Here is a 12,162-nt window from a genome sequence, read left to right as displayed (position 1 = left end):
AGGGCGGCGTTTCGATTGCGAATATTGTTGGACCAGGGCGCGCGAAAAGGCAATCGGGCGGCACGGGCGGGCAGGCAGACGCAAAAAACCCGGCGGGTTTGCCGCCGGGCGTTTGGCCGGAACCGGTGGAGCGGGCTACTCGCCCTTCTTGCCGCGGGCGGAGCCGGAAGGGGTCGAACCGGCGGTCTTGGTGCCGAGGCCGATTTTCTTGGCGAGGGTGGAGCGCTGCTTGGCGTAGGCGGGCGCGACCATCGGATAGTCGCTCGACAATCCCCAGCGCTCGCGATACTGCTCGGGTGTCAGATTGTAAGCGGATTTAAGGTGACGGCGAAGCATCTTGAGTTTTTTACCGTCCTCAAGACAGACGATATAATCGTTGAAGACGGATTTCTTTGGATTGACTGCCGGCTCGAGCGGCGGCGGCGGCTCTTCGACAGGCTGATCCGTTCCGCTGAGGCTCATATAGACATCCCGGATGAGCGCGGGCAGCATTTCGGCTGAAACCGAATTGTGCGATACATGCGCCGACACAATCTGCGCAGTGAGTTGTAGGAGTTGTTGAGTGTCCTGGCTATCCGGCATCACTGGTCCTTCTTCGCCTCTACTTGATCATTTACCTTAGACTTGATCTGGAGCATTTTGATGTAAATTGCAAGAATTTACCTTTGAAATTCGTCCGAAAGGCGCAGGTAATTTAGCTCAACGCTGTTCCATTTTTTGAAAACGGTTAGAAAATGGTAATCCAGGATACGAAAGTCATGGAACTTCCCGCCCATAACCGGGCCATCGACATTACTGCGGAGACCTGCCCGATGACTTATGTGCGGACCAGGCTGGCGCTCGATTCGATGGCGGCGGGGGAGATTTTGCTGGTGCGGCTGCGCGGCGCCGAGCCGCGGGCGAACGTGCCGCGCGCCGCCGCCGACCAGGGGCACGACCTGCTCGACATGTTCGATCTGCCCGATGGCAGCGCCGTTGTCGTGATCAGGAAAGCGGAAGACTGAACAGCAGCGCGTCGCGCCCGGCGCCGTAATAGTCGCGCCGGCTGCCGGCGGGGCGGAAGCCGGCTTCGCGATAGAGGCTGGCGGCGGCGGCATTGGCGGCGTCGACTTCGAGAAAGACGGTCTCGGCCCCCCTGCCCCGCGCCGCCGCCAGGGCGGCGGCGAGCAGGGCGCGGGCGATGCCGCGCCGGCGGGCGGCCGGGGCGACGCCGATGGTCAGGATCTCGGCCTCGCCGGCGACCGCGCGGGCGATGACGAGGCCGCCGGCGGGGTCGATGAAGCCGAAGGTCGTCGGGTTTTGGAACAGGGCCGCGAAGGCGGTATCCGGCCAGGGATTGTCCGGGAAGGCGGCGGCGTGGATCGCGGCGAGGGACGCCGCATGGGCCATTGTGGCGGGCAACGGGGCGGGCAGCGGGGCGGGCACGCTCAGCGGCGCGGCGGCGGGCGCAGGCCGGCGGCGGGCAGGCGGGCCTCGGGCGGGTCGACATAGAGCGGGGCGGCCGCGCGCGGCGGCAGCCCGGCGGCGAGGCGCTGGCGCAGGGCGATGGCGATGCCGGCGATGGTGCAGGCGTCGATCCCGGTGGGCACGGCATCGATCCCGGCCGCGGCGAGGCGGGCGGCGATGTCGGCCGCGCGGTCGCCGGCGATGGCGATCGGGCCCTCCGGCGCCGGCAGGTCGGGCTCGTCGACGGCGCTGGCGGCGCCGTTTCGTTCGAGGAAAAGCCGGCCGCGCCGCGCCGTGGTGACGACCCAGAGCGGGCGGCCGAGGCCGGGCAGCATCGCCGCCATCGCCTCGCCCACGGTGACGCCGTGAACCGGCACGCCGGCGGCGACGCCGATTCCCTGGGCAAGCGCGAGGGAGGCGCGCAGGCCGGTGAAGCTGCCGGGGCCGATGGTGACGGCGATGCCGTCGAGCGCCGCCGCGGCAAGCCCCGATTCGGCCAGGCAATCCGCTGCCCAGAGCGGCAGCAGGTCGGCCAGGCCGGTTTCGGGCGCGCCCTCGCGCGCGGCGAGCACGCGATCGCCCGCGATCACGCCGGCGCGGGCGGATTTCAACGCGGCGTCGAGCACCAGCAGGCGCGCGGCGGGCGGCGCCATGTCAGAGCAGGACGCAGGCTTCGTCGAACCCGAGGCGCGGGGCGCGGGGGAACGGGTCCGCCGGCTCGCCGTAGCCGAGATTGATCAGGAAATTCGAGCGCCAGCCCTGGTCGGAGAGGAAGGTCTGGTCGACCTTCGCCTTGTCGAACCCGGACATCGGGCCGCAATCGAGCCCGAGGGCGCGGGCGGCCATGATGAGGTAGGCGCCTTGCAGCGTGCCGTTGCGGAAGGCGGTTTCCTCGGCGAGGTCGGGGTTGCCGGCGAACCAGGCGCGGGCATCGGCATGGGGGAAGAGCTTCGGCAGGTGCTCGTAGAATTGCGGGTCGTGGGCGACGATGACGGTGACTGGGGCGGCCATCGTCTTGTCGATATTGCCGGGGTTGAGGGCGGGTTTCAGCCGCTCGCGCGATTCGGGGCTGCGCAGGAAGAGGAAGCGCGCGGGCGAGCAATTGGCCGAGGTGGGGCCGTATTTCAGCAGGTCGTAGAGTTCTTGCAGCGTGTCGTCCGGGACCGGCGCGCCGGTCCAGGCGGATTTGGTGCGGGCGGTGCGGAACAGCGCATCGAGCGCGCCGGCATCGAGGGTCATGCGGACACTCCGTTGGGTTCGGGACGTCGGGGCGGCCCGGTCAGGCCGCCGGCCGGCTCAGGCCATCACCTGCTGCACCGATTTCACTTCGGGGACGTAATGCCTGAGCAGGTTCTCGATACCCATCTTGAGGGTCGCCGTCGAGGAGGGGCAGCCGGAGCAGGCGCCCTGCATGTGCAGCGAGACCACGCCGTCGCGGAAGCCGCGGAAGACGATGTCGCCGCCATCGCCGGCGACCGCCGGGCGGACCCGCATGTCGAGCAGTTCCTTGATCTGGTCGGCGATCTCGCGGTCGGCCGGGTCGACATCCTCCGCCGCCGCGTCCTGGGCGCTGTCCATCACCGGGCGGCCGGAGAGGTAGTGCTCCATGATCGCGCCGAGAACCTGCGGCTTGAGCGAGGGCCAGGCGCCGGGATCGTCGCTGGTGACGGAGACGAAATCGCCGCCGAGGAAGACGCGGGTGACGCCGGGCAGCGCGAACAGGGCCGCGGCCAGCGGGCTCGCGCCAGCCGCCTCGGCGGTGTCGAAATCGGCCGAGCCCTGGCCGAGCACCTCGCGGCCGGGGAGGAATTTCAGCGTGGCGGGGTTGGGGGTGACATCGGTTTCGATGAACATTGGCGGTCTCCGTCGTCAAACCGGACCTGTGCGGTCCTCTCCGGCACAACATCGTCCCGATCGGGGCAAAGAACAAGGGGGGCTGACGCAGGGCGAAACCGCGGATGAAATCGCCGTAGGCCATGATTCCGACACGGCGGCGCCAGCATCGCGTCATGAAGGGCGGGCTAGAGCGGGGTGGTTCAACCAACCGGAGTTCCGACATGAAGCCGATCCGCTCCCTCCGCGCCCACGCGCCCGCCGCATTGCTGGCCGCGACCATGGCCGGCGCCTCGATCGCCGCGATCGCCCTGCCGCATGCAAGGGCGGCGACACCCGAGAGCAAGAGCAAGACCACGACCACGGCCACCCCTGCCCCGCAGTCGCGCATGCTCGCGCATGTCGATCACCGGCTCGCGGCGCTGAAGGCGAAGCTGCGGATCACCGCTTCCGAGCAGGACGCGTGGCACGGCTTCGCCCAGGTCTCGCGCGACAACGCGACCTCGATCGCGACGCTCTACCAGAGCCGGGCCGCGCATCTCGCGACGATGAACGCGGTGCAGAACATGGAGTCCTTCGCCGCGATCCAGGCGAAGCAGGCGGACAACATGAACAAGCTGACCGCCGCGTTCCAGACGCTCTACGGCAAGCTGGACGCGGCGCAGCAGAAGACGGTCGATTCCATGTTCCGGACCTATGCCGAGCACCACATGGCGCATCACCGGAAGCTACGCGCCAAGGGCTGACGCCCCCTCAGCGCTCGGCGAGGACGAGGCGGCGGCGGCCGGCGCGCAGCGGGATGAGCCCGGCGACGTCCTTCGTCGCCTCGGTGATGACGACGCCGCCGGCCTGGGCGGCGATGCGCCGCCCGGCGCGCTCGATGAGCGGGGCGGCGCGGAGGATGGCGCGGCCGCCGAGCGGGGGGAGGAAGAGCGCGGCGTCGCGCCGTTCGACCCGGAACAGCGAATCGGCGAGCATGCGGCCGAGCTGGGAGGGCGAATAGGGCTGGCCGTGGCCGAAGGGCGTGCGGTCGAGATAGGCCCAGGACGAGGCGCGGTTGGGCACGACCACGATCATCCGCCCCTCGGGGCGCAGCACCCGCCAGGCCTCGCGCAGCAGGCGGCGGGCGGTTTCGGCGTGTTCGAGACCGTGGATCAGCAGCAGCCGGTCGATGCTGACATCGGCGAAGGGCAAGGCATCGTCCTCGACCAGCGCGCTGAGGCCGGGGCGGGCGATGGGCCAGGGGGCGGCGCCGATCTGCGCCGGCACGGCGGCGATGCAGCGCGCCGCCTGGTCGCGCCAGAGGCGCAGATAGGGGGCGGGATAGCCGAGGCCGAGCACCTCATGGCCGCGCGCCTCGGGCCAGAAATCGCGCAGCCGGGCGCGGATCAGCCGTGCGGTGGCGGCGCCGCGCGGCGTGGCGTAGAAATCGGCGATCGAGGGCGCATCGAGACGCATCCCTCCCCTATAGCATGTGAGAAGGACGGAGCATGGCCATTTCCCATCGCGGCTTCACGATCACGCGGGTGCCGATGCTCGCCGACAATTACGCCTGGCTGGTGGCGCATGGCGGCGCGTCCGCCTTCGTCGATCCGGCGGACGCGGCGGCGGCGATCGGGGCGGTGGAGGACGCGGGCGGGCGGCTGGACTGGGTGCTGCTGACGCATCATCACGACGATCACATCGCCGGGGCGGTGGCGCTCGCGGCGCGGTTCGGCGCGCTTATCGCCGGCAACGCGGCGGATGCGGCGCGGCTGCCGAAACTCGACGTAGCGCTGGCGCCGGGGCAGACGATCGATCTCGGCGGGGCGGCGGTGCGGATGATCGCGACCCCGGGGCATACGGTCGGGCATGTGACCTACGTGTTCGGCGATGCGGCGGCGGCGTGCGGCGACACGCTGTTCAGCCTCGGCTGCGGGCGGATGTTCGAGGGCACGCCGGCGCAGTTCCATGCGAGCTTGCAGGCGCTGGCGGCACTCGACCCCGAGACGCTGATGCTGTGCGGGCATGAATATACGCTGTCGAACGCGCGGTTCGGCCGGCATGTCGACCCCGACAACGCCGCGCTCGCGGCGCGGGCGGCGGAGGTGGAGCGGCTGCGGGCGGCGGGCGCGCCGACGCTGCCGGTGCGGCTTGCCGACGAGCTGGCGGCCAACCCGTTTCTTCGCGCCGCCTCGGCCGAGGAATTCGCCCGGCTGCGCGCCGCCAAGGACAGGTTCTGATCCCGGCCGCGGGCCGGAGCAGGAGTCTGACCAAGGCGGCGGGCCGGGGCAAAGATCAGGGCGAGAGCAGCGGGGCGATCTGGTCGAGCACGGCGGCGTCCTCGATCGTGGGCGGGATGACGGGCTGCGCGCCGTTGGCCATCTGCTTCATCGTGGCGCGAAGGATCTTGCCGGAGCGGGTCTTGGGCAGGCGCTGGACCACCAGCGCGTCCTTGAAGGCGGCGACCGGGCCGATGCGCTCGCGCACCAGGGCGACGAGTTCGGCGGCGATTTCGGCATCCGGCCGGGCGACGCCGGATTTCAGCACGACGAGGCCGAGCGGCACCTCGCCCTTCACCGCGTCCTGCCGGCCGATCACCGCGCATTCGGCGACATCGGGGTGGGCGGCGAGGACCTCTTCCATGGCGCCGGTCGAGAGGCGGTGGCCGGCGACGTTGATGATGTCGTCGGTGCGGCCCATCACCCAGATATCGCCATCCGCATCGACCATGCCGGCATCGCCGGTGCGGTACCAGCCGGGGAAGGCGTCGAGATAGGCGCGGCGGTAGCCCTCGTCGTCCTGCCAGAGGGTGGGGGCGCAGCCGGGGGGCAGCGGCAGGCGGATGGCGAGGGCGCCGACCTCGCCCTGGGGCATGAGCCCGCCCTCGGGTTGAGGGCCTGGACGTCGTAGCCGGGACAGGGGCGGCCGCCGGAGCCGGGCTTGAACGCGGTGAGGCCAAGGCCGCGGAAGCGGGCGGAGATCGGCCAGCCGGTTTCGGTCTGCCACCAGTTGTCGATCACCGGCTTGCCGAGCAGGGCGGCGACCCATTCGGCGGTCGGCGGGTCGCAGCGCTCGCCGGCGAGGAACAGGGCTTCGAGCTTCGAGAGATCATATTGGCGGGTGAGCGCGCCCGCGGGGTCCTGCTGCTTGATCGCGCGCAGGGCGGTGGGGGCGGTGAAGAGGGTTTTCACCCCGTGCTGGGCACAGACGCGCCAGAAGGCGCCGGCATCCGGCGTGCCGACGGGCTTGCCCTCGTACATCACGGTGGTGACGCCGGCGAGCAGCGGCGCGTAGACGATATAGGTGTGGCCGACGACCCAGCCAACATCGGAGGCGGTCCACATCACCTCGCTGGCGGAGCCGGGGCCGGGGTGGACGTCGTACATCATCGGGATGGTGGCGGCGAGGGCGACGGCGTGGCCGCCATTGTCGCGGACGATGCCCTTGGGCCGGCCGGTGGTGCCGGAGGTGTAGAGGATATAGAGCGGGTCGGTCGCGGCGACGGGGACGGGATCGTGCGGGGCGGCGGCGGCCTCGGCGTCGAGATAATCCTCGTCGCGGCCGGGGACCAGATCGGCGCGCAGGGCCTCGCGCTGGAAGATCAGGCAGGCGCGCGGCTTGTGGGCGGCGCGCTCCAGGGCGGCGTCGAGGATCGGCTTGTAGGGCACGACGCGGCCGGGTTCGAGGCCGCAGGAGGCGGCGATGACGAGTTTCGGCTCGGCGGAATCGATGCGGCTGGCCAGCTCGGGGGCGGCGAACCCGCCGAAGACGACGGAATGGATGGCGCCGAGCCGCGCACAGGCGAGCATCGCGATCGCCGCTTCGGGGACCATCGGCATGTAGATCACCACGCGGTCGCCCTTCGCGACACCGCGGGCGGCGAGCGCGCCGGCGAGTTTCGCCACCCGGTCGCGCAGGGCGCGGTAGGTGTAGCGGGCGATGCGGCCTTCCATCGCGCTGTCCCAGATCAGGGCGATGCGCTCGCCGGCGCCGGCGGCGATGTGACGGTCGAGGCAGTTGGCGGCGGTGTTCAGCGTGGCGCCGGGAAACCAGCGGCCGAACGGGCCCTGCGCGGGGTCGAACACTTTTTCATAGGGGGTGATCCAGTCGATGCGGCTTGCGGCCTCGTGCCAGTAGGCCTCCGGGGCTTCGTGCCATGAATCGTAGCGCGCCTGGTAGTGGCTGGACATGTCTTTCGCTCCCGTCGGTTCCGTTGGCCGGTCGTTGCCGGAGAGACTAGGAGCAAGCGGTGCCGCGGGCAATCGGGGGGGACGGCGGATCGGGGCGGAGATGAGCGCCGCGGCGCGGGATTGCGCGCTGCTGGAGGTCCGGGCGGGAATCGAACCCACATCCAAGGATTTGCAGTCCTCTGCATAGCCACTCTGCCACCGGACCGGCGCGGCTGAACCCGGCTTATCGGGCCGGGACCGGCGGCGGTCAAGCCCCGGGGATCGATGGCTTTGCCGGATCGGGCCGCGCGTCCTATAGAGGGGCGGCTTCAGCGTAGAGGATCTCCGATGTCGGACAAAGAAGGATATTTCCGCGCCGCCCGCACGATGATGGTGGACGGCCAGATCCGGCCCAACAATATCGCGGACGACCGGATCATCATCGCGATGCGCACGATCCGGCGCGAGCGGTTCTGCCCGGCGGCGCAGGCGGGCCTTGCCTATGCCGACGCCGACCTGCCGCTCGGCGGCGGGCGGTTCATGCCGGCGCCGCTCGGCGTGGCGCGGCTGGCCTATTTCGCCGCCCCCTCCCCCGGCGCGCGGGTGCTGGTGGTGGGCGCGAACACCGGATACGGCGCGGCGGTGCTGGCGGCGTGCGGCGCGCGCGTGACGGCGCTGGAGGAGGACGCGGGCCTGCGCGCGGCGGCGGCGGCGGCGCTGGCCGCCGAGGCGCCGGAGGTGCGGCTGATCGGCGGCGCGCTCGCCGCGGGCGCGCCGGCGGAGGCGCCGTTCGACGTGATCGTGATCGAGGGCATGGTGGACGCGCTGCCGGAGGGCTTCGCCGCGCAGCTCGCGCCGGGCGGAAAGCTGGTGGGCGTGCTGCGCGAGGGCGGCATCGGCCGGCTGGTGGTGGCCGAGGCGGTTGGCGGGCGGTTCGCCCACCGGGCCATGGCGGATTGCAACATGCCGGCGCTTGCGGCCTTCGAACGTAAGATTGCATTCAGTTTTTGATATCATGATGGATTTGATGTTCTCATTTGAGGAGACAGCCCCTTTGCGAACAGGACGGGCACGGCCGGGAAACCGGCGGATTCGGGCGGCGTTGACGGCGGCATTGCCGGTGGCGGCGCTGCTGGCCGCGCCGGCGGCGCGGGCGGCGGGCGACGGGCGCCCGGCGACGCTGACCGCGGCGCTGGCGCAGGCCTATTCCAACAACCCGACCTTGCAGGAACAGCGGGCGACGCTGCGCGCGACCGACGAGAACGTGCCGGCGGCGCTTGCCGGCTGGCGGCCGACGATCACCATCCAGGGTTCGGCCGGGCGGGTCGACGAGACCACCGAGAGCGCGTTCAACGCGGTCAACGCGCTTGGCCAGACCCAGCTGACGCGCTCGACGCTGACCGCGGCGCGCAACGACGCGATCGGGCAGATCACCGTCAACCAGTCGATCTTCGATGGCGGGCTGACGATCGCGAAGGTGCACCAGGCGAAGAACGAGGTCTATGCCGCGCGGGCGCAACTGCTCGCGACCGAGCAGAGCGTGTTCGGCAAGGTGGTCAACGCCTATGTCACGGTGATCACCGACCGGCATCTGCTGGCGCTCGACCGCAGCAACGAGGCGGTGCTGGCGCAGCAGCTGCGGGCGGTGAAGGACCAGTTCAAGGTCGGCGAGATCACCGAGACCTCGGTGGCGCAGGCCGAGGCTTCGCTGGCCGGGGCGCAGGAGCAGATCGCGGTGGCGCGGGGCAACCTGCATATCGCCGACGAGAATTTCCGCCAGCTGGTCGGCGCCTATCCGGCGAAGACGCTGGTGCCGCCGCAGCCGCTCGCCCTTGGGCGCGCGGGCAAGCAGGCGCTCGCCCGCGCGGCGCTGGCCAACAACCCGACGGTGGTGGCGGCGCTGTTCACCATGGCGTCGAAGAAGGATTCGATGGATGCGGCGGTGGCCGGGCTCGGGCCGCAGCTTTCGCTCTCGGCCTCGGCCTTCGACGAATCGAACCCCAGCGGGCCGCATTCGCGCACCACCGGCGGGCAGATCCTCGCCAACCTCACCATCCCGCTCTACCAGGGCGGCAAGCAATATGCCGCGATCCGCCAGGCGCGGGACAATGTGCAATACGCCTATGCCGGGGTGATCGACGCGCAGCGCGCCGCCGTGCAGCAGGCGACCCAGGCCTTCGAGGGGCTGAAGGCGGCGCGGGCGGCGATTGCCAGCAGCCGGGCGCAGATCCGGGCCGACGCGATCGCGCTCGACGGCACCGAGCGGCAGGAGATCGTCGGCACGCGCGACACGCTCGACGTGCTGAACGCGCAGCAGCAGCTGTTCAACGCGCAGACGACGCAGATCCAGAACATCGCCTCCGAGGTTGACGAATCCTACGCGATCGCGGCGGCGATCGGGCGGCTGACGGCGAGCGACCTCGCCTTGCCGGTCACGCAGTATGACGACCTCAAATATTACGACACCGTGAAGGGCGCGCTGTTCGGCAACGGCAACGTCGCCTTCCGCAATGCCGGCATCGCGCCGGACGGCACCCTGCTCGCCCGGCCCAAAACGGCGCCGGACGGGCCCAGCGAACTGCACATCAAGCCAGGGGACACTCACCCATGAGCGGAACGCCAACGGATCAAGCGGCCGAACCCTCGATGGACGAAATCCTTTCCTCCATCCGCCGCATCCTCAAGGACGATGACGCCGTCGCCATGCCGGCGGCGGAGACGGAGACGGCGGCGGCCCCGGCCGCCGGGCCGGTGCTCGACCTCGACCCGACGATGATGGTCGCGGAAGGGCGCGTCACCCCGAAGCCGGAGACGGGCGACGCGCTCGCACAGGGCGGCGCCATGGCGGCGGGGGCGGTGCTGTCGGGCGCGACGCCGCCGGGCATGGCGCTGGACCAGACGATCGACGCCGCCGCGGTGTCGCTGCGCGATCCCGAGCGGCTGGTCAGCCCCGAGGCCGCGCAGCGCGCCGCCGAGCATATCGGCGCGCTGCGCCGCACGGTCGCACCGGAGCGGGGGCTCGCACTCGGGCGCGGCGACATCACCATCGAGGAGATGGTGCGGGCGGAATTGCGGCCGCTGCTGAAGGCCTGGCTCGACGATCATCTGCCCAATGTGGTGGAGCGGATCGTGCGGTCGGAAATCGAGCGGCTGATCGGCGAGGACGGCCCGTAAGGCGCGCCTGGCGGGCTTTCGCCCCTGCCCGGTTTCGCGCATAAGAGCCTCATGCTGGACAAGACTTTCGACCCCGCCGCGTTCGAGACGCGGCTCTATGAAATCTGGGAAAACGCCGGCGCCTTCGCCGCCGATCCCTCGCGCGCGGCCGCACCCTTCACCATCATGATCCCGCCGCCCAACGTGACGGGGAGCCTGCATGTCGGCCATGCGCTGACGATGACGTTGCAGGACGCGCTGATCCGGTATCACCGGATGAGCGGGCGGGACGCGCTGTGGCAGCCGGGGACCGACCATGCCGGCATCGCCACCCAGCTGATGGTGGAGCGCGAACTCCAGCGCGAGGGCACATCGCGCCAGGAGATCGGCCGCGACGCCTTCCTGGAGCGGGTGTGGAGCTGGAAGGCCGAGCAGGGCGGCAACATCACCCGCCAGCTGCGCCGGCTCGGCGCCTCGCCGGACTGGTCGCGCGAGCGCTTCACCATGGACGAGGGGCTGTCGCAGGCGGTGCGGACCATCTTCGTCCGGCTGTTCAATGACGGGCTGATCTACCGCGCCAAGCGGCTGGTGAACTGGGACCCGGTGTTCCGCTCGGCGATTTCCGACCTCGAGGTCGAGATGCGCGAGGTGAAGGGGAATCTCTGGCATTTGCGCTACCCGATCGAGGGGACGGCGCGGACCATCACGGTGGCGACGACGCGGCCGGAGACGATGCTCGGCGATACCGCGGTGGCGGTGCACCCGACCGACGAACGCTATGCCGACCTCGTCGGCCGCACCGTGATCCTGCCGATCACCGGGCGGCGGGTGCCGATCGTCGCCGACGAGCATTCCGACCCGGAGAAGGGCTCGGGCGCGGTGAAGATCACGCCGGCGCATGATTTCAACGATTTCGGCGTGGGTCAGCGGCATGGGCTGGCGATGCCCTCGGTGCTGGACCGCGAGGCGCGGATCACGCTGGCCGAGATCCGCGCCGAATGCGCGCCGCAAGACGCGGCGTTTCTCGACAGTCTTGACGGGCTCGACCGGTTCGAGGCGCGGCGGCGGATCGTGGCGCATCTGGAGGAGACCGGCGCGCTGGAGACGATCGAGCCGCATGTGCACGCGGTGCCGCACGCCGACCGCTCGAACGCGGTGATCGAGCCGCTGCTGACCGAGCAGTGGTTCTGCAACGCCGAGGCGCTGGCGGGGCCGGCGATCGCGGCGGTGGAGGACGGGCGGGTGCAGTTCGTGCCGAAATCGTGGGAGAACACGTATTTCGCCTGGATGCGCAACATCGAGCCGTGGTGCATCTCGCGCCAGCTCTGGTGGGGGCACCGGATTCCGGCCTGGTATGCGCCGGATGGGAGCGTGTTCGTCGCCGAGACCGAGGCGCAGGCCCGGGCGCAGGCCGAGGCGCGGTTCGGCGCGGCGGTGGCACTGCGGCAGGACGAGGACGTGCTCGATACGTGGTTCTCCTCCGCGCTGTGGCCGTTCTCCACGCTCGGCTGGCCGGAGACGACGGCGGAGCTGGCGCGCTACTATCCGGGCGACGTGCTGGTGACGGGGTTCGACATCA

At 70.5% G+C, this 12,162-nt stretch carries 13 protein-coding genes, 1 tRNA gene and 1 pseudogene; 7 read left to right on the top strand and 8 right to left on the bottom strand.

The window, feature by feature from the left end; genetic code table 11:
- Positions 1-135: 135 nt before the first annotated feature.
- A complete protein-coding gene (locus tag ACIDOCELLA78_RS000000109015; protein ID WP_201729299.1) occupies positions 136-582 on the bottom strand; it encodes a MucR family transcriptional regulator in 447 nt (148 codons plus the stop codon).
- A gap of 158 nt (positions 583-740) precedes the next feature.
- On the opposite strand from ACIDOCELLA78_RS000000109015, the gene ACIDOCELLA78_RS000000109010 reads away from it, so the two are divergent.
- A complete protein-coding gene (locus tag ACIDOCELLA78_RS000000109010) occupies positions 741-1,004 on the top strand; it encodes a sulfurtransferase TusA family protein (protein WP_201729332.1) in 264 nt (87 codons plus the stop codon).
- Here the strand turns inward: ACIDOCELLA78_RS000000109010 and rimI are convergent.
- The 4 genes from rimI to ACIDOCELLA78_RS000000108990 are packed head-to-tail and all read right to left on the bottom strand — an operon-like array spanning position 985 to position 3,300.
- A complete protein-coding gene (rimI, locus tag ACIDOCELLA78_RS000000109005; RefSeq protein WP_201729331.1) occupies positions 985-1,389 on the bottom strand; it encodes a ribosomal protein S18-alanine N-acetyltransferase in 405 nt (134 codons plus the stop codon). The genes ACIDOCELLA78_RS000000109010 and rimI overlap by 20 nt on opposite strands.
- A gap of 38 nt (positions 1,390-1,427) precedes the next feature.
- Complete coding sequence (gene tsaB / locus ACIDOCELLA78_RS000000109000) at positions 1,428-2,099, bottom strand: tRNA (adenosine(37)-N6)-threonylcarbamoyltransferase complex dimerization subunit type 1 TsaB (RefSeq protein WP_201729298.1); 672 nt, start codon at positions 2,097-2,099, stop codon at positions 1,428-1,430.
- A gap of 1 nt (position 2,100) precedes the next feature.
- Positions 2,101-2,685, bottom strand: a complete 585-nt coding sequence (locus tag ACIDOCELLA78_RS000000108995; RefSeq protein WP_201729297.1) for a malonic semialdehyde reductase — start codon at positions 2,683-2,685, stop codon at positions 2,101-2,103.
- A gap of 57 nt (positions 2,686-2,742) precedes the next feature.
- Entirely contained in the window at positions 2,743-3,300 is a 558-nt protein-coding gene (locus ACIDOCELLA78_RS000000108990; protein ID WP_201729296.1) for a NifU family protein, read from the bottom strand.
- Between the two features lie 203 nt (positions 3,301-3,503).
- Between ACIDOCELLA78_RS000000108990 and ACIDOCELLA78_RS000000108985 the strand changes: the two genes are divergently transcribed.
- Positions 3,504-4,025, top strand: coding sequence for a Spy/CpxP family protein refolding chaperone (locus ACIDOCELLA78_RS000000108985; RefSeq protein ID WP_201729295.1), 522 nt, complete (start codon positions 3,504-3,506; stop codon positions 4,023-4,025).
- A 7-nt stretch (positions 4,026-4,032) separates the two neighbouring features.
- Here ACIDOCELLA78_RS000000108985 and ACIDOCELLA78_RS000000108980 read toward each other — a convergent pair whose 3' ends face one another.
- Positions 4,033-4,737, bottom strand: a complete 705-nt coding sequence (locus ACIDOCELLA78_RS000000108980) for a methyltransferase domain-containing protein (protein WP_201729294.1) — start codon at positions 4,735-4,737, stop codon at positions 4,033-4,035.
- A gap of 32 nt (positions 4,738-4,769) precedes the next feature.
- On the opposite strand from ACIDOCELLA78_RS000000108980, the gene gloB reads away from it, so the two are divergent.
- A complete protein-coding gene (gene gloB / locus ACIDOCELLA78_RS000000108975) occupies positions 4,770-5,501 on the top strand; it encodes a hydroxyacylglutathione hydrolase (protein ID WP_201729293.1) in 732 nt (243 codons plus the stop codon).
- Positions 5,502-5,556: 55 nt separating this feature from the next.
- On the opposite strand, the pseudogene ACIDOCELLA78_RS000000108970 reads toward gloB, so the two are convergent.
- A pseudogene (locus tag ACIDOCELLA78_RS000000108970) lies at positions 5,557-7,451 on the bottom strand (AMP-binding protein).
- Between the two features lie 131 nt (positions 7,452-7,582).
- Positions 7,583-7,656, bottom strand: a tRNA-Cys gene (locus ACIDOCELLA78_RS000000108965).
- Between the two features lie 122 nt (positions 7,657-7,778).
- On the opposite strand from ACIDOCELLA78_RS000000108965, the gene ACIDOCELLA78_RS000000108960 reads away from it, so the two are divergent.
- From ACIDOCELLA78_RS000000108960 to ACIDOCELLA78_RS000000108945, 4 genes are all read left to right on the top strand, one after another.
- Positions 7,779-8,441 (top strand): protein-L-isoaspartate O-methyltransferase, encoded by a 663-nt coding sequence (locus ACIDOCELLA78_RS000000108960; RefSeq protein ID WP_201729292.1) that lies wholly within the window; start codon positions 7,779-7,781, stop codon positions 8,439-8,441.
- A 91-nt stretch (positions 8,442-8,532) separates the two neighbouring features.
- Entirely contained in the window at positions 8,533-10,041 is a 1,509-nt protein-coding gene (locus tag ACIDOCELLA78_RS000000108955; RefSeq protein WP_249676324.1) for a TolC family outer membrane protein, read from the top strand.
- Positions 10,038-10,604 (top strand): DUF2497 domain-containing protein, encoded by a 567-nt coding sequence (locus tag ACIDOCELLA78_RS000000108950; protein WP_201729290.1) that lies wholly within the window; start codon positions 10,038-10,040, stop codon positions 10,602-10,604. The genes ACIDOCELLA78_RS000000108955 and ACIDOCELLA78_RS000000108950 overlap by 4 nt, the downstream gene beginning before the upstream one ends.
- A gap of 51 nt (positions 10,605-10,655) precedes the next feature.
- Positions 10,656-12,162, top strand: a 1,507-nt coding sequence (locus ACIDOCELLA78_RS000000108945; protein ID WP_201729289.1) for a valine--tRNA ligase, incomplete at its 3' end; no start/stop codon positions are given.

This window comes from Acidocella sp. C78, from assembly GCF_907164655.1.
Note: the sequence above shows the minus strand (reverse complement) of the source record. Positions and strands in the feature narration are given on the sequence as shown.

Excerpts from the sequence above, each read along its gene's own strand:
- ACIDOCELLA78_RS000000109015 (WP_201729299.1), bottom strand. The coding sequence starts at position 582 with ATGCCGGATAGCCAGGACACTCAACAACTCCTACAACTCACTGCGCAG.
- rimI (WP_201729331.1), bottom strand. The coding sequence starts at position 1,389 with ATGGCCCATGCGGCGTCCCTCGCCGCGATCCACGCCGCCGCCTTCCCG.
- tsaB (WP_201729298.1), bottom strand. The coding sequence starts at position 2,099 with ATGGCGCCGCCCGCCGCGCGCCTGCTGGTGCTCGACGCCGCGTTGAAA.
- ACIDOCELLA78_RS000000108995 (WP_201729297.1), bottom strand. The coding sequence starts at position 2,685 with ATGACCCTCGATGCCGGCGCGCTCGATGCGCTGTTCCGCACCGCCCGC.
- ACIDOCELLA78_RS000000108990 (WP_201729296.1), bottom strand. The coding sequence starts at position 3,300 with ATGTTCATCGAAACCGATGTCACCCCCAACCCCGCCACGCTGAAATTC.
- ACIDOCELLA78_RS000000108985 (WP_201729295.1), top strand. The coding sequence starts at position 3,504 with ATGAAGCCGATCCGCTCCCTCCGCGCCCACGCGCCCGCCGCATTGCTG.
- ACIDOCELLA78_RS000000108980 (WP_201729294.1), bottom strand. The coding sequence starts at position 4,737 with ATGCGTCTCGATGCGCCCTCGATCGCCGATTTCTACGCCACGCCGCGC.
- gloB (WP_201729293.1), top strand. The coding sequence starts at position 4,770 with ATGGCCATTTCCCATCGCGGCTTCACGATCACGCGGGTGCCGATGCTC.
- ACIDOCELLA78_RS000000108960 (WP_201729292.1), top strand. The coding sequence starts at position 7,779 with ATGTCGGACAAAGAAGGATATTTCCGCGCCGCCCGCACGATGATGGTG.
- ACIDOCELLA78_RS000000108950 (WP_201729290.1), top strand. The coding sequence starts at position 10,038 with ATGAGCGGAACGCCAACGGATCAAGCGGCCGAACCCTCGATGGACGAA.